24 protein-coding genes are annotated in these 19,781 nt (G+C 71.6%); 10 read left to right on the forward strand and 14 right to left on the reverse strand.

What is annotated here, in order from left to right:
* Positions 1–10: 10 nt before the first annotated feature.
* Together ACIA8R_RS24115 and ACIA8R_RS24120 are read right to left on the reverse strand one after the other, a co-directional pair.
* Positions 11–352 (reverse strand): DUF5713 family protein, encoded by a 342-nt coding sequence (locus ACIA8R_RS24115; protein WP_357702445.1) that lies wholly within the window; start codon positions 350–352, stop codon positions 11–13.
* A gap of 75 nt (positions 353–427) precedes the next feature.
* Positions 428–874: a hypothetical protein gene (locus tag ACIA8R_RS24120; protein WP_357702447.1), complete on the reverse strand. Its 447-nt coding sequence runs from the start codon at positions 872–874 to the stop codon at positions 428–430.
* A 72-nt stretch (positions 875–946) separates the two neighbouring features.
* Between ACIA8R_RS24120 and ACIA8R_RS24125 the strand changes: the two genes are divergently transcribed.
* The 3 genes from ACIA8R_RS24125 (at position 947) to ACIA8R_RS24135 (ending at position 2,994) form a co-directional block, all read left to right on the forward strand.
* A complete protein-coding gene (locus ACIA8R_RS24125) occupies positions 947–1,753 on the forward strand; it encodes a helix-turn-helix domain-containing protein (RefSeq protein ID WP_397040462.1) in 807 nt (268 codons plus the stop codon).
* A 105-nt stretch (positions 1,754–1,858) separates the two neighbouring features.
* Complete coding sequence (locus ACIA8R_RS24130; protein WP_364086176.1) at positions 1,859–2,248, forward strand: VOC family protein; 390 nt, start codon at positions 1,859–1,861, stop codon at positions 2,246–2,248.
* Between the two features lie 242 nt (positions 2,249–2,490).
* Positions 2,491–2,994: a GNAT family N-acetyltransferase gene (locus ACIA8R_RS24135; protein ID WP_397040463.1), complete on the forward strand. Its 504-nt coding sequence runs from the start codon at positions 2,491–2,493 to the stop codon at positions 2,992–2,994.
* Here the strand turns inward: ACIA8R_RS24135 and ACIA8R_RS24140 are convergent.
* Positions 2,928–3,305, reverse strand: coding sequence for a hypothetical protein (locus tag ACIA8R_RS24140; protein ID WP_357702455.1), 378 nt, complete (start codon positions 3,303–3,305; stop codon positions 2,928–2,930). The two genes, ACIA8R_RS24135 and ACIA8R_RS24140, sit on opposite strands and share 67 nt — an antisense overlap.
* A gap of 167 nt (positions 3,306–3,472) precedes the next feature.
* Here ACIA8R_RS24140 and sigJ point away from each other — a divergent pair, with 167 nt between their 5' ends.
* Both sigJ and ACIA8R_RS24150 read left to right on the forward strand, forming a co-directional pair.
* Positions 3,473–4,366 (forward strand): RNA polymerase sigma factor SigJ, encoded by an 894-nt coding sequence (gene sigJ / locus ACIA8R_RS24145; RefSeq protein WP_397040466.1) that lies wholly within the window; start codon positions 3,473–3,475, stop codon positions 4,364–4,366.
* A gap of 65 nt (positions 4,367–4,431) precedes the next feature.
* Complete coding sequence (locus tag ACIA8R_RS24150; protein ID WP_397040468.1) at positions 4,432–4,932, forward strand: carboxymuconolactone decarboxylase family protein; 501 nt, start codon at positions 4,432–4,434, stop codon at positions 4,930–4,932.
* Between the two features lie 9 nt (positions 4,933–4,941).
* Here ACIA8R_RS24150 and ACIA8R_RS24155 read toward each other — a convergent pair whose 3' ends face one another.
* The 7 genes from ACIA8R_RS24155 to ACIA8R_RS24185 all read right to left on the reverse strand — a co-directional run bounded on the left by ACIA8R_RS24155 (position 4,942) and on the right by ACIA8R_RS24185 (position 12,300).
* Positions 4,942–5,703, reverse strand: a complete 762-nt coding sequence (locus tag ACIA8R_RS24155) for a PIG-L family deacetylase (protein WP_357702460.1) — start codon at positions 5,701–5,703, stop codon at positions 4,942–4,944.
* A gap of 8 nt (positions 5,704–5,711) precedes the next feature.
* Positions 5,712–6,848 carry an ROK family protein gene (locus ACIA8R_RS24160; RefSeq protein WP_357702462.1) on the reverse strand — a complete coding sequence of 379 codons (1,137 nt, stop codon included), beginning with the start codon at positions 6,846–6,848 and terminating at the stop codon, positions 5,712–5,714.
* A 2-nt stretch (positions 6,849–6,850) separates the two neighbouring features.
* Complete coding sequence (locus ACIA8R_RS24165; protein WP_357702464.1) at positions 6,851–7,672, reverse strand: carbohydrate ABC transporter permease; 822 nt, start codon at positions 7,670–7,672, stop codon at positions 6,851–6,853.
* A 1-nt stretch (position 7,673) separates the two neighbouring features.
* Complete coding sequence (locus ACIA8R_RS24170; protein WP_397040470.1) at positions 7,674–8,555, reverse strand: carbohydrate ABC transporter permease; 882 nt, start codon at positions 8,553–8,555, stop codon at positions 7,674–7,676.
* Between the two features lie 3 nt (positions 8,556–8,558).
* Positions 8,559–9,986 (reverse strand): N-acetylglucosamine/diacetylchitobiose ABC transporter substrate-binding protein, encoded by a 1,428-nt coding sequence (ngcE, locus tag ACIA8R_RS24175; RefSeq protein ID WP_397040472.1) that lies wholly within the window; start codon positions 9,984–9,986, stop codon positions 8,559–8,561.
* Positions 9,987–10,099: 113 nt separating this feature from the next.
* On the reverse strand, positions 10,100–11,056 hold the full coding sequence (locus ACIA8R_RS24180; protein WP_397040474.1) for an N-acetylglucosamine kinase: 957 nt from the start codon (positions 11,054–11,056) through the stop codon (positions 10,100–10,102).
* Positions 11,050–12,300, reverse strand: coding sequence for a 6-phospho-beta-glucosidase (locus tag ACIA8R_RS24185; RefSeq protein ID WP_397040476.1), 1,251 nt, complete (start codon positions 12,298–12,300; stop codon positions 11,050–11,052). Before ACIA8R_RS24185 ends, ACIA8R_RS24180 begins: the two co-directional genes overlap by 7 nt.
* Before the next feature lie 179 nt (positions 12,301–12,479).
* Between ACIA8R_RS24185 and ACIA8R_RS24190 the strand changes: the two genes are divergently transcribed.
* Positions 12,480–13,079, forward strand: coding sequence for a dihydrofolate reductase family protein (locus tag ACIA8R_RS24190; protein WP_364086193.1), 600 nt, complete (start codon positions 12,480–12,482; stop codon positions 13,077–13,079).
* On the opposite strand, the gene ACIA8R_RS24195 is transcribed toward ACIA8R_RS24190, so the two are convergent.
* The gene (locus ACIA8R_RS24195) at positions 13,057–13,503 is read right to left on the reverse strand and encodes an ATP-binding protein (RefSeq protein WP_397040478.1); all 447 of its coding nucleotides are present in this window, start codon (positions 13,501–13,503) and stop codon (positions 13,057–13,059) included. The genes ACIA8R_RS24190 and ACIA8R_RS24195 overlap by 23 nt on opposite strands.
* 209 nt (positions 13,504–13,712) lie before the next feature.
* Here ACIA8R_RS24195 and ACIA8R_RS24200 point away from each other — a divergent pair, with 209 nt between their 5' ends.
* From ACIA8R_RS24200 to ACIA8R_RS24215, 4 genes are all read left to right on the forward strand, one after another.
* The gene (locus ACIA8R_RS24200) at positions 13,713–14,528 is read left to right on the forward strand and encodes a Scr1 family TA system antitoxin-like transcriptional regulator (protein ID WP_397040480.1); all 816 of its coding nucleotides are present in this window, start codon (positions 13,713–13,715) and stop codon (positions 14,526–14,528) included.
* Entirely contained in the window at positions 14,516–14,722 is a 207-nt protein-coding gene (locus ACIA8R_RS24205) for a DUF397 domain-containing protein (protein WP_364086199.1), read from the forward strand. The genes ACIA8R_RS24200 and ACIA8R_RS24205 overlap by 13 nt, the downstream gene beginning before the upstream one ends.
* 201 nt (positions 14,723–14,923) lie before the next feature.
* Positions 14,924–15,577 (forward strand): RNA polymerase sigma factor, encoded by a 654-nt coding sequence (locus tag ACIA8R_RS24210; RefSeq protein ID WP_397040482.1) that lies wholly within the window; start codon positions 14,924–14,926, stop codon positions 15,575–15,577.
* Positions 15,567–16,586 (forward strand): CU044_5270 family protein, encoded by a 1,020-nt coding sequence (locus ACIA8R_RS24215; RefSeq protein ID WP_397040484.1) that lies wholly within the window; start codon positions 15,567–15,569, stop codon positions 16,584–16,586. Before ACIA8R_RS24210 ends, ACIA8R_RS24215 begins: the two co-directional genes overlap by 11 nt.
* Before the next feature lie 79 nt (positions 16,587–16,665).
* On the opposite strand, the gene ACIA8R_RS24220 is transcribed toward ACIA8R_RS24215, so the two are convergent.
* From ACIA8R_RS24220 to ACIA8R_RS24230, 3 genes are all read right to left on the reverse strand, one after another.
* Complete coding sequence (locus ACIA8R_RS24220; protein ID WP_397040486.1) at positions 16,666–17,769, reverse strand: hypothetical protein; 1,104 nt, start codon at positions 17,767–17,769, stop codon at positions 16,666–16,668.
* Positions 17,766–18,260, reverse strand: a complete 495-nt coding sequence (locus tag ACIA8R_RS24225; protein WP_364086210.1) for a SigE family RNA polymerase sigma factor — start codon at positions 18,258–18,260, stop codon at positions 17,766–17,768. The genes ACIA8R_RS24220 and ACIA8R_RS24225 overlap by 4 nt, the downstream gene beginning before the upstream one ends.
* Positions 18,261–18,362: 102 nt before the next feature.
* The gene (locus ACIA8R_RS24230) at positions 18,363–19,766 is read right to left on the reverse strand and encodes a hypothetical protein (protein ID WP_357702488.1); all 1,404 of its coding nucleotides are present in this window, start codon (positions 19,764–19,766) and stop codon (positions 18,363–18,365) included.
* Positions 19,767–19,781: the final 15 nt, after the last annotated feature.

Below are 19,781 nucleotides of genomic sequence, written 5' to 3' on the forward strand. Positions count from 1 at the left end.
TGCGGGCGGATCACCACTCGCGGGGGGCGATCAGCTCCTCCACGTCCGCCTCGGGGAAGCCGTAGGTCGAGGCCACGAACCAGAACTCCTCGCCGATCGCGTCGCGCGCGACGGTCTCGATCTCGCTGCCGGCCTCGTGGAACTCCTCGTCGAGCTCGTTGAACTCCTCCGTCGCGGCATGCGTGAGCGCGTAGAGGGCCGCCAGGTCGGCGGGCTGCTCGGTCTCGATGCGCTCGCACAGCCGCAGCAGGACGGCCCGGCCCTTGTCGACGACGTGATCGGGGTAGTAGCCGTCGTCGTACATGGCCTTGAGAAAGGGGTGGCCGGTCACCTGCGGATGTGTGGGGGACATCCCGAGCTCCTTCGCGGTCGCGGTCGAACGGCTCGATCATGCACCGCGCGACCGACAGAATCCGCCGGGCCGAGGTCAGCGCATCAGCTCGTACGCCGCGTACGCCGTGACCCCGTACGCCAGGTGCGGGATCACGTCGGAGACCCACGCGCCCGCCGGCCACTCGCGCGGATCGGTGACGTCGAGCAGCGTCAGCGGCACGTTCGAGCCGGACATGGCCAGAGCGGTGAGCGCCAGCACCCCGACCGGCCACGACCTGCGCCGCCCCGACAGGACCCCGTAGGCGATGGCCGAGGCGATCCCGGTCGCGTACCCCATGAGCGAGCCCAGCGCCTCCACGCGGTTGGCGCCCCGGTCGCCGTCGCCGAGGTCGGTGTGGGTCAGGCCGGACAGCTTCTCCACGGCCTGGCGCGGCGTGCTGCTCGCGGCCCGCGCCCGGACGAGCATGTCCAGGTAGGAGACGGTGTTGAGCGCCGTGGTGCCTGCCGCTCCCGCGATCAGTCCCTTGACGAGTGTGTGCATGCCCTGGCCGCTACCCCGCCCTGCCCGCCCCTCACCCGCACGTGAACCGGTGGCGGCACGTACTGTGGCCGGGTGAGCGCTGATGGGATGCCCGCCGCGCTGTCGCCGTACGTGACGACGCTGGCCGCCTACGACCTCGGGCCCGGTTCTGGCGGGGTTCATCGCGGGCTGCCGTCGTCCACGTTGTCGATCACGATCCCGGAGGCGGACCCGGTCGACATCGCATGGGTCGGGCGGCCGGACCCGGGGCGGCGGCTGCGGGCCGCCGTGGCCGGGCTGCACCTGGACGCGGCCGAGCTGCGGCAGCGGGGATGCACGCGCGGGCTGTGGCTGACGCTCACCCCGCCGGGCGCCGCCGCGCTGCTCGGGGTCCCCGCGTCGGCGCTGGCGGGGGAGGTGGCCGAGCTCGCGGACGTCGTCCCGGCGCTGGCCGACCTGCCCGAGCGCCTGGCGGCCTGCCGGTCCTGGGCCCAGCGCCGCGCCCTCGTCGAACGCCGCCTGCTCGCCGGCCTGGCCCGCCACGGCGACCGCGCCGCCCGCCGTACACCCCGCGCGGCGCTGGCGGCCCTGTCAGGGACCGGCCGGGTCGAGGAGGCCGCCCGGCTCCTCGGGTGCTCGCGGCGCCACCTGAGCGGCGCGGTGCGCGCCGAGCTGGGGGTGACGCCGAAGGAGTACCAGCGGCTCGTCCGGTTCGAGGCCGCCCGGGCCCGGCTCGTGGCCGCCGCGCGGTCCGGCGCGGCCGGGTTGGCGGACGTGGCCGCCGCGTCGGGCTTCGCCGACCAGGCCCACCTCACCCGTGAGTGGCGCGCGATGGCCGGCTGCACCCCCACGGAATGGCTGCGCACCGAAGGCCCAACCCCCCAACCACCCCCGCGCTGACGCCCGTCGCGCCGCCCCACCGGCGCCCACGGGCGCCGGTGGCCCGTCGCGGGGCGTTCCCAGATGTTCAAGACCGCCGTCGCCGCGCGAAGCCACGATGGCCGTATGGACCTGAACCTCATTCCCCGTCTCATCGTGCCCGACCCCGACCGGGCCTCCGCCTTCTACCAGGACACCCTGGGCGCCGAGCAGGTGTTCCGCGCCGACCAGGGCGAGGACGGGCGGCCCGCCGTCATCGAGCACCGCCTCGGGCGCGCCGCCTTCCGGGTCTCACCGGCCGTCGCCGCGTGGGGCTGGCTCTCGCCGGACGACCTGGGCGGCTCCCCGGTGCTCCTGGAGGTCGAGGTCGGCGACCCCGACGCCGTCGGCGAACGCATGACCGCCCAGGGGGCGGAGACGGTCGTGCCGATCGAGAACCGGCCCTACGGCAAACGTTCGGGCCGCCTCCGTGACCCCTACGGCCACCTCTGGATCATCACCGGCGACCTGCGCTGAAGCACCCGCGCCGGGCCGCGGCAGAGCGGTCAGGAACGGAGAAGCGGCCGGAGGCGGGCGACGCCTGGCTTGGGCGGCATGACCATCGCACTCCAGTACTGCCACATCACCGTCGACGACCTGGACGAGTCGCTCGCCTTCTACCGCGACCCGTCGGGGAACATGGTCCGGATCCAGCAGCGGGCCTGACCCGCGTACCCGAGGCTTTTTTCCTGATGGTCCGGCCTGTCATGCTGCTCGGCATGGAGGATCCGGATCAGGCGCACGTCCGTGTGCGGCCCTTCCGCGAGGAGGACCGTCCGGGGGTGCTGGCGCTGGCTCCACGGCTGGCGGAGGGGGTGGCGTCCTGGCGGGACGCCGAAGCCGCCGCACGGGCGGCGGAACGGTGGCTCACCGGGTCCGTCGCCTCGGCGGGGGAACGACGGGGAGCCGTCTTCGTCGCCGTACGGGGGACCCGGGTCGTCGGCGTCGTCTCGGTGGACCGGCAGCGGCACTTCACCGGCGACGAGGACGCCTACGTGGGCGAGCTGGCCGTGGCCCCCGAGGCCGTCCGTGCCGGTCTGGGCCGCCGGCTTATGGCGGCGGCCGAGGACTGGGCCCGTGGCCAGGGGCTGCGGCACGTCACCCTGGAGACGGGCGCGGACAACGCGACCGCCCGCCGCTTCTACGCGGCTCTCGGCTACACCGAGGAGGGCGTGCGGCTGACCCGGTCGCTGGACCGCGCCGTCCAGACCCGGCTGAGCTGAAGCACGCTGCCGGCGAACAGCAGCACGCCCAGCGGCACGTGCACGGTCGTCACGTGCGCGATGCCCAGCGCGACCTGGGCGCTGACCAGCACCAGGAACCCCGCCGCGTGCATGATGGGCTTCGGGGAGCCGCCGCCCGGCCGCCACGCCAGGATCGCGGCGACCAGGTGCAGCACCGCCACGCCGAACACCGTGTACGCGGCGGCACTGTGCAACGGCTGCCCGTTGGGCACCGACAGCAGCAGTCCGGCGGTGACCGGCGCGGCGAACAGGGCCAGGGTCTGCAGGGTGATCGCGACACGCAGCAACATGGGGAACTCCTCGGCCGCCGGGTGGTGGCGGCCCGCTTCTGGGGCTTGCCTTCAAGAGTCCGACGACGTGACCGCCGGAAATGTGAGGTCGGCGCGGTGACCTCACGATCAGAGGCGCTGTCTCGTCGGACACGATAGGGCAAAAGCGACTAAGGGAGTCGTCCACCATGACCACCGCATCCGACCCGAGCCTGGACGCGATCATGAGCGAGCGCAGGCAGCTCATCAACCTGGCCTACCGGCTGCTGGGCTCGCTGGCCGACGCCGAGGACGTCGTCCAGGAGACCTACACCCGCTGGTACGCCATGTCGCGGCGGCAGCAGGAGGCCATCGAGTCGCCGGGCGCGTGGCTGACCAGGGTCGCCGGCCGTGTCTGCCTGGACCTGCTCGGCTCGGCCCGTGCCCGCCGCGAACGGTACGTGGGCGAGTGGATCCCCGAACCGCTGCCCGGCCGTACGGAATGGGCCGGTGACGACCCGGCCGACCGGGTCACCCTGGACGAGTCGGTCAACATGGCCTTCCTCGTCGTGCTGGAGTCGATGACGCCGGCCGAGCGGGTCGCGTTCGTCCTGCACGATGTCTTCCGCTACCCCTTCGCCGAGGTGGCGGAGATCGTCGGCCGCACCCCGGCCGCCTGCCGCAAGCTGGCCTCCTCCGCCCGCCACCGCATCGACGCCGCGCGGACCTCGGTGACGCCGGCGGCCCGGCAGGCCGGCATCGTCCGCGAGTTCAAGCAGGCGTGGGAGGCCAAGGACATCGAGGCCCTCATCGCCCTCCTCGACCCCGACGCGGTCGGCGTCGCCGACGGCGGCGGCGTGGTCAGCGCGGTGCTCCGGCCGGTCGAGGGCGCGGACCGGCTCGCCCGCTTCGCCATCGAGATCGGCGTCCGGGCGCCGTCCATGACGTTGCTGGAGCGCACGGTCAACGGCCGGCCCGGCCTGGTGGCCCAGCGGGACGGCGTCACCGTGATGGTCGTGGCCTTCGACGTGGCCGGCGACCGGATCAAGCGCCTGTGGGCGGTACGCAATCCCGACAAGCTCCACCCCTGGACGGCGGCCTGACCCTCACATTCCCGGACGCTGCGTCGTCGGACCGCCGAGAGACGATCGCAGAAGAAGGGAAGCCGATGTCCACGACGACCGAGCAGGAGAACCTCCAGTCGCGTCTGCCCGATCCCTCCCGGTTCTTCCCCGAACTGGGAGAGATCGCCGTCGCCATGACCAAGGCCACGCGCAACGGCGCGATCCCGGGGAGCACCGTCGGCCTGGTGCAACTGCGCGCCGGGCAGATCGTCGGCAGCACGTACCACACGGTCCGGCAGGCCGACCTGCTGCGCAGGGCGGGGGAGCCGGACGAGCGCCTGGCCGCCGTGGCGTCCTGGCGGGACGCCCCCTACTTCTCCGGCGCCGAACGGGTGGCGCTGGAGCTGGTGGAGGCCGTCCTCACCGCGAACCCGTCCGGGGAACGCGTCCCGGACGAGCTGTACGCCAGGGCGGCGGCCCACTACGACGACAAGGCCATGTGGACGCTCATCCTGGCGATCAGCCAGATCTGCTTCTTCATCCCCGTCGCCGTCGTCGCCAAGCCGATCCCCGGCAAGGCCCCCGGCAAGAACTACACCGGCTGAGGCGGGCGGCTACGCGGCCGGTTCGCGGTTCCCGGCGAGCAGGCGCCTGACCTCCTCGACGTCGGTGCTCCTGCCGTAGCCGGCGAGCTGGAAGGTCTCCTCCTTCGCGAAGTCCGCCCAGTGTTCGAGCACGAACGCCCGTCCGGCCGCGACGTCGCCGGGCTCGGGCGCCTGGTCCAGGAAGCCCCGCTGCCACGGCGCGAACTCCAGGAACTGGGAGGCGTGGGCCAGGCAGGCGTCCAGCTTGGCCGTCAGCACGGGGGACACGTCCACCACCACGTCGGGGCGGTGCACGGGGGCGGAGGCGTAGTCCGTCATGAGCAGGCACACCGGCATGCGCTCCAGGGCCGGCTTGCCCACCTCCAGGTTGCGCGTCATCGCGAACTCGACCGCGTGCGCGGCCAGCTGCCCGGCGGCGCGGTTGTCGGGATGGCCGCCACCGTCGGCGTGCAGGGCGATCACCAGGTCGGGACGCCAGGCGCGGATCTCCGCCAGCACCCGCAACCGCAGCTCGACGGTGGGCTCCAGCATGCCGTCGTGCACGTCGAAGATCTCGTAGTCCACCACGCCCAGGGCGTCGGCCGCGCGCCAGGCCTCCTGGGCGCGGCGGCGGGCCAGCGGACCGCGTTCCAGCACGTGGTGCCCGGCGTCGCCGTTGGTGAGCGTCAGGAACTTCACCGCGTGGCCGGCCTGGGCCAGCAGCGCGGCCGTGCCGCCCGCGTAGATCTCGGGCTCGTCGGGATGAGCGGCGATCACGAGGGTTCTCAACATGTGCGTCCTTAGGGGTTGGATTCGCCGGTACGGCCGGCCGTACCGGCTTGGAAGACCCGCTCGCGGGTCAGGTCCAGGGCGTAGCAGAGGGCGCCGTCGAGCACGGCGTTGCCGCGCGCGGCGCTGAGGGCGACGGTCACCGGCACCAGGGGTGTCGAGGCCAGGCGGTCGGCGACCCGCGCCCTGAGCGGCTCGCCTCCCGCGACGCACAACGGCCCGGCCAGCACGACCAGGCCCGGGTCCAGCACGCCGATCGCGGCCGTCACGCCGAGCGCCACCCGTGCGGCGGCGTCGTCGAGGAAGCCCGGGTCGGCGCCCGCCAGCGTCCGGCTCACGGCGGTCAGCGTGGGTTCGCCGGCCAGGCCGTGCGCCTCGGCCAGCGCGGCCAGCGGCTCGGCGCCGAGCAGCGCGCCGAGCGGCCCGCCGTCCTGTCCGTAGCGGCGGCCGGTGGTGACCGGGTCGGGCACGATGACCGAGCCGACCTCGCCGCCGCGCCCGGTGACGCCACGCCAGAGCCCGCCGTTCAGCACGACTCCCGCGCCGACCCCGCCGCCCACCCAGAGCAGGACGAAACTACTGTCCTCGTGCTCCTGGAGCTCCCGGATGGCGACCAGGTTGACGTCGTTCTCCAGGCGGACGTTGCCCGGCAGCTCGTCCAGGCCGGACCAGCCGGAAAGCTGCACGGCCTGCCGCAGCCGCCGCCCGTCGGCCTCCACCACGCCGGGCACGCCCACCACGACCTGGTCGAGCTCGTCCAGGTCGAAGCCGGCCGCGCCGAGCGTCTCGGCCAGCAGCCGCCGGGCGTCGCCGGTGGCCTCGGTCCGGTGGCTGCCGAGCACCCGGCCGGTCAGGTCGGCGACCGACACCTCGATCGAGCTGGTGGTGAGATCGACCCCCGCGACGCGCGCCGCCGCGCCGTCGAGCTGCCACATCTGCGCGGCCGGCCCGGCGTTGCCGGGCTTGAGGCCGGCCTTCCTGGCGAGCCCGCTGCCCTCCAGCCTGCGCAGCACCTCGGCCGCCGACGCCTTGGACAGGCCCGTGTGCAGTTCCAGCTCGGCACGGGTGAGGCCGCCGTGCTCCAGGAGCAGGGTCAGCGCGGCGCGCTCGTTGAGCGTGCGGAAGACGGTGGGGTTTCCCGAAGACATGCCTACTTCAGCGCTCCTGATGTCAGCCCGGACTGGATATGTCGCTGGAAGACGATATAGATCAGCACGACGGGAAGCACTGTCATGCTGAGAGCGGCGAACAGTCCGGGCCAGTCGGCCTCGTACCCGGCGATGGTGGAGATGTCGGCCACGCCCTGGGTGATCACCCACAGGCTCTTGTCACCGGGCAGCAGGACCAGCGGGATCAGGTACTGGTTCCACTGGCCCAGCACGTTGAAGATGGTCAGGCTGACCAGCGCGGGCCGGGCCATGGGCAGCATGACCTGGAAGAACGTGCGGGTGTGCGAGGCGCCGTCGATCATCGCCGCCTCGGCGACCGCGTCCGGCAGGGCCCTGAAGAAGGACGTCAGGAAGAACACCGTGAACGGCAGCGAGTAGGCGATGTACACCAGCACCAGGCCGACGTGGCTGTTGAGCAGCCCGAGCCCGTCCACCACGAAGAACAGCGGCACGAGCGCCAGGAAGACGGGGAAGGCCATGCCGGAGACGAACAGGAAGTAGACCAGCCGGTTGCCCCGGAAGCGGTAGCGGGCCAGCACGTACGCGGCCATCGAGCTGAGCAGCATCGTCCCGGCGACGCCGAAGAAGACCACGATGACCGTGTTGAGCATGTAGCGGCCGATGTTGGCCCGCTCCCAGGCCCGCGCCCAGTTGTCCCAGCGCAGCTCGCCGGGCAGTTGCAGGGCGTCGCCGAAGATCTCGGCGTTGCTCTTGAACGAGGCCAGCAGGGTCCACAGCAGCGGGGCGATGATGAGCAGCGCCCAGAGGCCAAGAACGGCCTGGATGCTGATTTTTCGGAACATTTCAGTAGACGACCTTCTGGCGACGGGTCACGCGCAGCGTCAGCGCGGCGAAGGTGAGGGTCAGGAAGAACAGCGCCACGCCCATGGCCGAGGCGTAGCCGAAACGGGAGTAGGAGAAGGCGTTCTTGTAGATCTCCGTGGCCAGCACGGTGGTCGCGCCGTCCGGCCCGCCCTGCTCCACCGACAGCACGTTGACCAGCGCGAACCCGTCGAACGCGGCGATCCCCAGATAGACCCAGGCCACCTGGACGGTGTCCCAGACCAGGGGCAGCGTGATGGAGAAGAACATGCGCAGCCGTCCGGCGCCGTCGAGGGCGGCCGCCTCGAAGACGTCCTTCGGGATGGCCGCCATACCGGCCGAGAACAGCACGACGTAGAAGCCGACCGCCTGCCACACCATCACCGCGATGATCGACCACAGCGCCAGGTTCTGGTCCGTCAGCCAGCCGACCGGCTCGACGCCCAGCTTCGTCAGCGCGCCGTTCAGCACGCCGCTCGCGTCCGGCCGGTAGACGGCCTTGAACAGCACCCCGACCACCGCGACCGCCAGCACCTGCGGCAGGAAGAAGATCACCCGGTGGACCTTGGCGCCCGGCGTGCCCGCCGAGTCCCCCAGCAGGTACGCGAAGACCAGCGCGAGGGCGATGGTCACCAACGGCACCGTGACCAGCAGGACCGCGTGGTTGCGGACCGCCTGCCAGAACGTGTCGTTGCCGAGCATCCGCCGGAAGTTGTCCAGGCCGACGAAGTTCAGGTTCGCCGAGACCCCGCGCCAGTCGGTCAGCGCGATCTGGAACGCCTGGACGTACGGGCTGATCACGAAGACCGCGTAGAGGATCACGGGCAGGGCGAGGAAGCCCGCGACGAAGCCGTGCCGCCTCATCGGTCAGACGCTCCGGGTCTGCTTGGCGATCGACGAATCGGCCTTGAGCTCGTCCGCCTTCTTCTGCATGTTCGCGCAGAACTGCTCCGGAGTGATCCGTCCGGACATCACCGAGTTCGTCTGGACCTGACCGTGGTCGAACAGCTCCTTGTACCAGCCCTCGAAGCGGGCGTCGGTGATGATGTTCGTCCCGGCGGCCTCCTGGGCCTTGGCCGCGCTGCGCACGGCCGAGGTCAGGTCCAGGCCGTCGACCACGCCGTTGACGACGGTGAGGTTCTTGGTCATCTCGGTGTAGCCGCGCGCGCCCTCCCGCGACAACATCAGGCGCAGGTACTCCAGGCCGCCCTGCGGGTTCTTGCCCTTGGCCGCCACGAAGAACGCTTCACTCACCCCGATCATGATCGCCTCGTACGGCATCGCGTCGGCGGCGGTGATGCTGGGCACCGGGGCGATCGCGTACTCGAAGGAGGCCGGCCGGTCCTTGGCCATCTCGTTCTCCAGCCAGGCGCCGCAGGGGTAGAACAGCACCTTGTCCTGCAGGTGCTTGACCTGCGTCTGGGTGTGGTCGAGCCCGAAGTACGCCTTGTCGCCGAAGTCGCGCTGCACCTGCGCCCACGCCGCGACGGCCTGCCGTACGGGCTCGGCCTGCCAGGCGCCGTCGGCGAGGTTGTCGATGTCGACGATCACCTTGTTGCCGCCGACCTTGGCGGCGCTGTAGACGAGGTTCCAGAGCTGGTAGAAGGGCCCGACCTGGCCGGGGTAGGCGAACAGCGCGATGCCCGCCTTCCTGGCCTCCTCGCCGAGCGCGTTGAACTCCGCCCACGTCTTCGGCACCTGCCAGCCGCGCTTCTCGAACAGCTTGGCGTTGTACCACAGGGCGCGGTGGGCGACCGTGTACTGCAGCACCCGCGGCACGCCGTCGATCAGGGAGTTGTCGTAGACGCCACCGACCAGCGTGTCGCGCACCTTCTTGGCCGGGTCCACCAGGGAGGGGGCGTCGAACAGCGGCGTCAGGTCGGCGAGGTGCCCCTCGGCGACGAGCGACTGCAGGTCGAGGGCGTCGGGGCCGGAGTTGTTGACCACGTCGGGCGCGTCGCCGCTGATGAAGCGGGGGCGGAGTTGCGTGCCCACCTTCTGCGTCGGTACGTGCTTGATCTTGGCGGTCTTGTACGCCTTGCTGTACAGGGCCTCGTGCAGGTCGGTCGCGTAGCCGTCGCCGTTGCCGCCGCTGAAGATCACGACTTCCAGTTGCCGGGCGGCGTCCACGCCGAGGGGGTTGGCGGCCGAGGTGGGGGCGGCCGAAGTGGAGGCGACGGGGGCGGCGGATCGGCCGGTGGCGCACGCGGCGAGCAGCCCGGCGCCCGGGCCCGTCGCGAGGGCGGTGAGCCCGATACGTCGAAGAACCTCACGTCGGCTGGGGTTGGTGGACATGGGTGGCCTCCTTGAACCGCCAACCGTCCGGATACCTTCCAGACGGTTGGCGGCTGACTCTAGACTTACCGCCCCACGTGCGTCAATACCTTCTAGAACTGCGCTCGGAACCGTTAGAACTGCGCTCGGAGTCGAGCCTTGGCCTCCTCGGAGGCCCCGACGCGGTCCAGACCGTTCAGCGCGGCGCCCACGATCGGCGGCTGGTCGGGGATGACCTGCTTGGCCAGCGGGGCCCGCGCGGCGAACCGCTCCTCCAGCATCGCGACCAGCAGCGGGATGCGCGCGTGCAGCACGCCCCCGCCGAGCACGACCTCCGTCGGCGTCTCCAGCAGGTCCAGCCGGCGCAGGCACACCTCGGCCATCACGACGATCTCGTCGGCCAGCCGGCTGACCAGCGCCAACGCGACCGCGTCAGCCGACGCGGCGGCCTCGAACACCCCGGGGGCCAGCGCGGTCAGGTGATGCCGCTCGATCTGCCCGAAATGCACGCCGAGCACCACCTCCTCGACCGTCCGCGTGCCGAAGTGCGCCTTGACCAGGTCGGCGAGCGCGGTCGGCGCGCCCCGGCCGTCCTCGGCGCGGACGGCGTGCCACAACGCCTCCTCGGACAGGCCGCCGCCCCCGCCCCAGTCGCCGCTGATCTTCCCGAGCGCGGGGAAGCGGGCCACCTGACCGGTGGGCGAGACGCCGACCGCGTTGATGCCCGCGCCGCACACCACGGCGACGCCGCTCGGCCCGGACGCCCCCGAACGCAGCAGCGCGAAGCTGTCGTTGCCCACGACGACCTCGGCCGCCATCCCGCGCGCGCGGAACTCGGCCGCGAGGGCCTCCTCCTCCACCGGCAGGTCGGCCCCGGCCAGGTAGGCGTAGAGCTGGTCGGCGTACGGGGGAGCGGCCGCCGGTCCGAGCGCCCGCCGCACGGCCTCCTCCACGACGTCCACCGCCGCCGGCACGCCGACGGTCTGCGGCTCGAACGGCCCGCCGTCGCCCTGGGCCAGGACCGTGCCGTCGTCCGAGAGCACGACGACGTGGGTCTTGCTGTTGCCCGCGTCCACGGCGATGATCACCATGACAGGTACCGCTCGTTCGCCGCCAGCAGCAGGCCGGTCAGCTCGTCCGCGACGGCCTCCTGGCCGATCAGCGGGTGGGCGAGCAGGGCGTTCCGCACCCGGTCCGCGCCGCCGCGCAGCGCCGCGTCGAGCGCCAGCTCCTCGTACGCGGAGACGTTCGCGATCAGGCCCGCGTACAGCGGCTCCACCGGATCGACCGGCAGCGGCGCCGCCCCCGACGCCGAGATCCTGGCCGGGACCTCGATGACCGCCTCGTCACGCAGGAACGGCAGCGTCCCGTCGTTGCGGGTGTTGACCACCTGCACGTCGCCCCGGTCGCCGAGCAGCGAGGCGATCAGCGCGACCGCCGCCTCCGAGTAGTAGGCGCCGCCGCGCTTGTCCAGCAGGTCCGGCTTGGTGTCCACGGCCGGGTCGGCGTACAGCTTCAGGAGCTGTTCCTCCATCGCCGCGACCTCCGCCGCCCGCGACGGCTTGGCCCGCTGCTCGGACACCACCAGATCGTGGGCGTAGAAGTAGCGCAGGTAGTAGGACGGCACCACCTGGAGCCTGCGCAGCAGCCCGAGCGGCAGGCCCAGGTCGTCGGCCAGCTCCTGCCCGTGCTCGGCGAGCAGTCGCGGCAGCACGTCCACGCCGTCGACCAGGACCGACCGCTCCCACGTCAGGTGGTTGAGCCCGACATGACCGAGCGTGACGCTCTCCGGCGCCACGCCCAGGTGCCGGGCGAAGCGGCGCTGGAACCCGATGGCCACGTTGCACAGGCCGATCGCGCGGTGCCCGGCGTCCAGCAGCGCCCTGGTGACGATGCCGACGGGGTTGGTGAAGTCGACGATCCAGGCGTCGGGCGCGTGGGCGCGTACCTGCTCGGCCAGTTCGAGCACGACCGGGACCGTGCGCAGCGCCTTGGCCAGCCCGCCCGCCCCGGTCGTCTCCTGCCCGACGCAGCCACATTGCAGCGGCAGCGTCTCGTCGACGTTCCGCGCGGCCTGGCCGCCCACCCTGAGCTGGAAGAGCACGGCGTCCGCGCCCGCCACCCCCGTGGCCACGTCGGCGGTGGCGACCACCTCGGCCGGGTGCCCGGCCCTGCGCAACATCCTGCGGGACACGCCCGCCACCAGGTCGAGCCGGGTGGCGTCCGGATCGACCAGGGCGATCTCGGTGAGCGGCAGCTCGTCGCGCAGCCGGGCGAAGCCGTCGATGAGCTCGGGGGTGTAGGTCGAACCGCCCCCGATCACGGCGAGTTTCATGTGCACTCCTTGAATTAGGAAACTTTCCTAACCGGCGAACCTACCCGACCGCCGCCCGCCCGACTCCTCCCGCCCCCGTTCGCGAAAAGTTTCCCCGCGCCGTGTAGAGAACCCGTCCCCGGCTCCGACTCCCTGGTGATGGCGCCGCCAGGGCGCCACGAGACAGGAGGCGAACCGAGATGGGCAAGGTCACCTGCGACATGGGAACGTCCCTCGACGGCTACGTGGCGGGGCTCAACCAGAGCCTGGAGAACCCGTTCGGCGACGGTGTGGGCGACCGGCTGCACCAGTGGATGTTCGAGGAGCCGGAGCGGCACGCCGAGGTGATCGAGGCCATCACGGCGGCCGGGGCGTTCATCATGGGCCGCAACATGTTCGACCCCGGCCGCGGCGACTGGGACCCGGACTGGACCGGCTGGTGGGGCGAGGAGCCGCCGTACCACGCGCCGGTGTTCGTCCTCACCCACCACCCGCGCGAGCCGCTGCCCATGAAGGGCGGCACGACGTTCTTCTTCGTCACGGACGGGATCGAAGCCGCCATGACCCGGGCCCGCGAGGCCGCGGGGGACCGCGACATCTCCATCGCCGGCGGCGCCGCCACGGTCAACCAGTACCTGGCCGCCGGTCACATCGACGAACTGCGCCTGCATGTCGCGCCCGTGATCCTCGGTCGCGGCGAACGCCTCCTCGCCGACGCGGGCGACATCACCCTCACCCCGGCGGCCCCGCCCACGGGCACCGACCTGGTCACACATCTCACGTACCGGGTGGTCCGCTAGGGACGTTCCTTTCCAGGTCGGCCCATACGACACGGTGGCCGTACGGTTCGGCGACGTGCGTGCCGCTCCTGACGGACAGTGCGGCCACCAGACCGAGGCCGCGACCTGACTCCCGCAGGGACCCGGCGTCCAGGGGGGCGAAGCGCGGCTCTCGCTCCGCCGTCCCGGGGTCGACCACTTCGAGGCGTACGAACCCGTCCCCGACCCCGAGCAGCACCGTGACCCAGTCACGCTCGGGCCCCGGCGGCACATGCCTGACCGCGTTGGTGACCAGCTCTGAGACGACCGTCAGCGCATCGTCCCTAAGCAGTGGATCGACCTCGTCCAGCCAGCGCCGAATCGTCTGCCGGCTTTCTCCGGGGGCTCGGTCCCCGGGCCTCAGCGTCATGCCTTTCCAGCTGGAGACGGTCTGGAGAAGTGACATGAATTCCCTCCAAAGCGAATCCTGACGTTTCTTGCGACAAAAGCGCTGTCGCCCGGGATCCAGCATGAAGGGGCGCGCGATGGCATAGCACTCACACCTCGCGAAACCTGGCCGACAAGGAATGACGCCTGGCATGTATTGATTGTCGGAAGGACGTCGCAGTAGCCTTCCGGAAGGCAATCCCCCTGCTCTTGACCTGCGGAGACGCCATGACTCCCGATGTCAGCGATCATTTGTCACCCAGGGCGCGTTTCGCTCGTGACCTCGCAGAACGACGTAAAGCGGCTCGAATGACACAATCCGCACTTGCTCTACGCATTCTCTGTCACGAATCACTCGTCAGTCATGTCGAAAAAGGCCGACGGGTCCCCACGCTGGTATTCGCTCGCGAAGTGGACAGGGCGTTCGGCACCGACGGCCATTTCACCGGCCTCCACGAGCGCATCTCTCAGTCACCCGCTCTGGGCTGGTTCGCACGGTGGGTCGAGGAGATCGAACCGCAAGCCGTCATCATGTACTCGTGGGATCCGCTCGTGATCCCCGGCATGCTCCAGACCGTGGACTACGCCCGTGCCGTCTTCGCGGGTACAGGCTCGTCCGATCAGGTGGAAGAGCAGGTCCAGGCGCGGATCCGGCGCATCGGCGTCTTCGAGGCATCCAAGCCGCCATCCCTTCTCGCAGTCATTGAGGAGGGAGTCCTCCATCGGCCCTTCGGCGGGGCCGGTGTCCTGGTCGGGCAACTGCGTTTTCTGCTGGAGCTCACCGAGCATCCCCAGATCACTGTTCAGATGCTTCCGCACACGGCTGGTTGCATAGCCGGCATGGTGAGCGCGTTCGCGCTGGCGCGGCTGCGCGACGGATCCGAGGTGGTTTCGGCGGACTCGCTTCTGTCCGGACAGGTGTCAGGCGACCACGACGCAGTCGCGCGTTTGAAGCAGAGGTATGACAGCATCAGAGCGCACGCACAGCCGAAGAATGTCACTCGACAGGCGATAGAGGGTGCGATAGCCAAATGGACCAGCTGAACCTTGATGATGCGCAATGGCGCAAGTCCAGCGCCAGCGCCGACACAGGGCAGTGTGTCGAGGTCGCGACCAACCTCCCGGGGATCATCGCCGTCCGTGACAGCAAAAACCCGCAGGGCCCAGCGCTGATCTTCACTCCTGAGGAGTGGAAGGCGTTCCTGCATGGCGCCAATCGGGGCGAGTTCGCCATCTGAGGCAGACGTCTGTCGCTTCGGAGTCGGGTTCGTCCGAGGGGCGCGGGGACCGGCAGGTCCCCGCCGGGGGTGTGGGGGCTTTCCCCGACACAGCCTGAGCTCACCGCGCCCATCGGCGAAGCCCTTCATGGCCCACGCGAGAACCGGATCCGTCCTATCGGGTGAAAGGGGGTGTTCAGCCCGAAGAACGGAGCCGAGAGTTTGACGCAGGACACCGAGGTGGACGACGCGGAGGTGATCAGACGTGCCCGCAGCGACCCCGCCGCCTTCTCGGCGTTGTACGACCGGCACGCCCCCGCGCTCCACAGATACGTCACCCGCCGCCTGGGCGATTCGCTGGCCGACGACATCGTGGCCGAGACGTTCCTGGACGCCTTCCGCCGCCTGGCCCGCTACGACACCACCCACCGCGACGCCCGCCCCTGGTTGTACGGCATCGCCGCCAACCTGATCGGCAAGCACCGCCGTACCGAGATCAGGGCCTACCGCGCCCTGGCCAGGACGGGCCTCGACGCGGTGGCCGAGAGCTACGCCGACCGGGTGGAGGCCCGCGTGTCGGCCGGGGCGGCGCACCGCGAGCTGGCGGGGGCGCTCGCGATGTTGTCGCCGCAGGACCGCGAGGTGCTGCTGATGATTGCCTGGGCCGACCTCAGTTACGAGGAGGTCGCCCGCGCGCTCGGCGTCCCGATCGGGACCGTGCGTTCGCGCCTGCACCGCGCCAGGAGAAAGACCCGGGCGGCCCTGGGCGGCATCGACCCGTCAGCCATCCACGACACCGCCCCCTCAACCACCCACGACGCCGCGCCGTCAGCCATCCACGACACCGACGAGGAGGAGCCCGGCCGTGGACGATGACCTCACGCTCCTGCGCGAGCTGCGCGCGGACGCCCCCGAGCCCGACGCCGCCCGCCTGCGCGCCGTGCGCGCCCGAGCCCTGGCCCCGGCGTCGCCGCCGGTCCTCGCCCCGGCCCCGGCCCGGAAGCGGCGCCGGTTCTGGGCGGTGCCGTCGCTGCTGGCCGCCGCGACAGCCGCCGCCGTCGTCGTCGTGGCGGTGAACGGTTCCCACACCCCGGCCCCCGCTCCGCCGGGCGCCGTGACCACCATGCCGGTACGGGCCGAGACGGTGCTGCGCCAAGCCGCCCTGGTGGCCGAGGGACGCCGCAAGCACCACGAGCCGCGCCCCGACCAGTGGTTGTACCGGAAGGATCTGGTCAAGCAGCCCTCCGAGGAGCGAGGCACGGTCGGGGAATCCTGGACCCGGTACGACGGCACCCGGTACGCGTACCGCCAGAACGGCGGCTCCATGGAATCCCTGGACATCACCCCCGACCCGGACGACGACGACCTGACACCCCGGCAGTACGCGGCCAAGTTCGCCGACCTGCCCACCGATCCCGCCGCGCTGCTGGACCACGTCAGGGGCGACCGGCACTGGTCGACCCTGCCGAAGGGGGCGGAGGCCGAGCAGCCGGACGCGCGGGCGTTCCGCGTGTTGTCGGTCTACCTCGACGCGGGTGTCCCCATGCCGCCGCAGGTCGAGGCCGCCATCTTCCGCGCGCTCGCGGAGCTCCCCGGGGTGCGGGTGGACCTCGGCGTACGGGACGCAGCGGGCCGGGCGGGGATCGGCATCGCCTACGAGCCCGCCGGTTCCGTCCCCGGGGGGTCGGTGCGGGACGCGCAGGGCCGGATCGTCTCGCGGTCGTACCTGGTGCTGGACGCCGCGACCTACCGCTTCCTCGGCAGGCGCGTGGACACCCTCCAGGACGAGGTCATCGGCGGTGAGGTGACGGCCCGCAGGGGCACGTTCTACGCGAGCGCCGACCTGGCGACGGGCGTAGTGGACGAACCAGGCCAGATCCCCTGACCGACCCCGGAGCGGCCCGCGAGCGGGCGGGCCGCTCGCAGGCCGCGCGACCGGAAGACCGTTCGAGCCGCAGGCCACGCTACGGACGCTCGCCCAGGCGGTCGACCCAGCCCGTCTCCTCGTACGTGGTCTGGATCAGCGGCTCGGACCGCCCGGGCGGGCGGAGCTCGTAGGCGAGCAACCGCGCCGTCGCGACGTCCACGACCAGGCGCGACTCGCCCGCACCCTCACCAGTGCCCGGCGTGGTCAGCGTCAGGGCGACGCCGGTGCGGCCCAGCGGGTCGGTGACCTCGCCCAGCGACCTGATCGCGGGCTGCTCCGCGAGCAGCCGATACAGGGAGGAACGGGTTCCCGGGCTGATGGGACCGGCGAGCAGGTCCTGCGCCGTCGCCCACACATAGGAGGTGAACGTCGGCTTGCCGGGCCACCAGTCGCCGGGCTCCTCCTCGTCGAACAGCCGCCGCAGCAGGCTCGCCAGCTTCTCCTTATCGGCCGGGAGGGCCAGCAGCTGGCGGAGCGTGTAGCTGTGGCTGCCGATCAGGAAGCGGAGTTGCATGGCGTAGTCATTGCTCGACGGCTTTCCCCCGCTCAGGTCGGGGGAGCCGAGCCGCCTCCATCGAGCCTCGTCCTCGGGGGAGGCGAAGGTGACCTTCGGGTCCTGGCGGGTCATGGTCCGGCTGGGCGCGCCCCGGCGGGCCGCGTACCAGGTGTCCTGGGTGTTCGTCACCCTGGCCGAGAACGGCGGGTTCTTCGCCTGCGGGTGGCTCACCGGCTGGGTGGTGCGCGCGCGGACGTGCCAGTACCGGCCGGCGGCGGCGGGCCCGTGCCCGACGGCGGACTCGGCCGCGGCCAGCAGCACGGACCGCGCGTCCAGAGCCTGGCGCGCTCCTTCCGAGGACGTCGGCGTACCGGCCGGCACGGCGCTCGGCGGCGCGCCCGCAGTGCCGATCCCGGGGCCGATCCCGGGGCCGATCCCAGCGCCGAGCCCGGTGCCGCCGAGGATCACGAAGGCGGCCGCCGAGGCGAGCAGCGCGCCCGCGGCGGCCCGCGTCGCGGTGCGGATCCGCCTGGCCCGGCGCCCTCGTCGCAGCAGCGCAGGCACCGGCGGGGGCGCGAGCGCGGGCCCCTCGCGCCGGGCGAGAACACGCAGTGCCCGCGCCAGGAGTTCCTGGTCGTCCTTCATCGTGCTGCCTCCTGATCTTCGCGCAGAGCCGTACGCAGGCGCGCCATCGCTCTGGAGTGCTGGCTCTTGACGGCGCCGACCGAGCAACCGAGTACGGCCGCGACCGCCTTCTCCGTCAGGTCCTCGTAGTGCCGCAGCACGACCACCGCCCGTTGCCTGGGTGACAGGGCGAGCAGGGCGCGACGCAGGTCCTCGTGCGGCTCGTGAAGCTGCTGACGGGGATCGGTGTGCTCGGGCGGACTGGCGGTGGGCACCTCCCGCCGTCGCCGCCGCCACCGGCTGACGTTGCCGTTGGCCAGCATGCGCCGCAGGTAGGCGTGCGGGTCGGCGGACCGCACGCGCCGCCAATGGACGTACAGCCGCACCAGGCAGTCCTGCAGCAGTTCCTCGCCCCGGTGCCGGTCGCCGGCGAGCAGGATGGCGACGGCCATGTGCCTGTCCCAGGCCGCCGCCACGAAGGCGGCGTAGGAGGCGTCGTCGGATTCACTCACACGGCCTCAACGCGGAAGTGGGCCGGGAAGGTTTACCCCGGAACACGAAAAGGGCGCGCCCCCCGGAATGGGAGGGCGCGCCCGTCAGGGTCGGCGCAGGGGTTACCAGTCGCCGCCGCCGAAGTCGCCGCCGCCGAAGTCTCCGCCGCCGCCGCCGAAGTCGCCCCAGCCGCCGCCACCGCCGCCGAAGTCCCCTCCGCCGCCGAAGTCGCCGCCGCTGAGGTCGCCCCCGCCGCCGCCGTCCTGGTAGCCCTCGGCGTAACCGGCGCCGTAGCCGCCGCCGCCCCAGCCGCCGTGGAACATGCTGCCCATCATCGTGCCGATGAACATGCCGGTCATGATGTCGCCGAAGCCGCCGTAGTAGCCGTAGGCGTACGGCTGGTAGGCCGGGCCCGCGTCGTAGTAGGGGCGACGGTGACCGTCGACCATGACCTCGCGCATCTGCGGGTCGAAGCCGCGCTCGACGGCCTCGGCGTCCATCGCGCAGGCCGGCACGTCGCGCACCGCGCCGCCGGGCGGGGCCCAGCGCACGTCACGGGCCGACGGGCCGTGCTGCGGGTTGAAGAAGCAGGGGGCGCGCCGCTCGGGGATCGGCCGGTTGTTGACCTTGGCCTTCACCACGGCCAGCGCGTAACGGCCGTCCTCAAGGGTCTGGGTGACCTCGCGGACCTGGTCGGCCCGCTGGACCGCGTTGAGCTGCGTCTTGGCCTTCTCGTAGGAGTCGAGCGCCTGCTGCCACTCGGTGATGTGGCCGCCGCCCTGGCCGGCGAGGGTGACGTCGGTGTCGAGCTCGGTGATCTCCTCGCCCAGCTTGGTGACGTCCTCCTCCACGGTCTGCTTGACCGCGGCGAGGTCCTTGGCCTCCTGGATGGCGCGCTTCTTCTTCTTGTTCTTGGAGTACAGGAAGTAGCCGCCACCGCCGACCACCAGCAGGCCGAGCAGGGCCACCAGCGCGAACTGGCCCCCGGCGCCGGGGTTGGCCTGGCTGCTGGTGCTCAGGGCGCCGCTGCGGTCGTTCTTGCCCGCCGCGTCGACCCGGTTCGTGAAGTCCTTCACGCCCGCGACGATGTCGCCCGAGTTGGCGTTCACCGAGAGCTTGACCAGCTGGCCGGCGAGGTTGTTCCGCAGGGCGTTGGACCCGGCGAACATCGTCTCGCCGTCGAACACCACCACCGTCACCTTGGGACGACCGGCTTCCACCAGCGCCTTGCCCAGCGACGACAGGTACGGCCCGACGGTGGAGTTGTCAAAGGTGCCGTCGGGCAGCGCGACAGCGTAGATCTTGCTGTCGGCGTCCTTCAGCGCGTCGTTGATGTCACTCTGCTGGCTGGAGCTCAAGGGGGAGCCCGACACCACGTAGAGCGGGGCCTTCTTCCAGTTTTGCACCACAGTCTGTGCGTCAGGTGGCGCCGCCGCGTTGGCGGCAGGGGACAGCGCAAGAACGACGAACAGCCCGGCGATCAGAGCCGCGATCGCGGCCCCTGCTCGGCGCAGCGAATGGGTCATTGGCAGCAAGCCTCC

This window comes from Nonomuraea sp. NPDC051191, from assembly GCF_044455665.1.
Lineage (GTDB): Bacteria > Actinomycetota > Actinomycetes > Streptosporangiales > Streptosporangiaceae > Nonomuraea.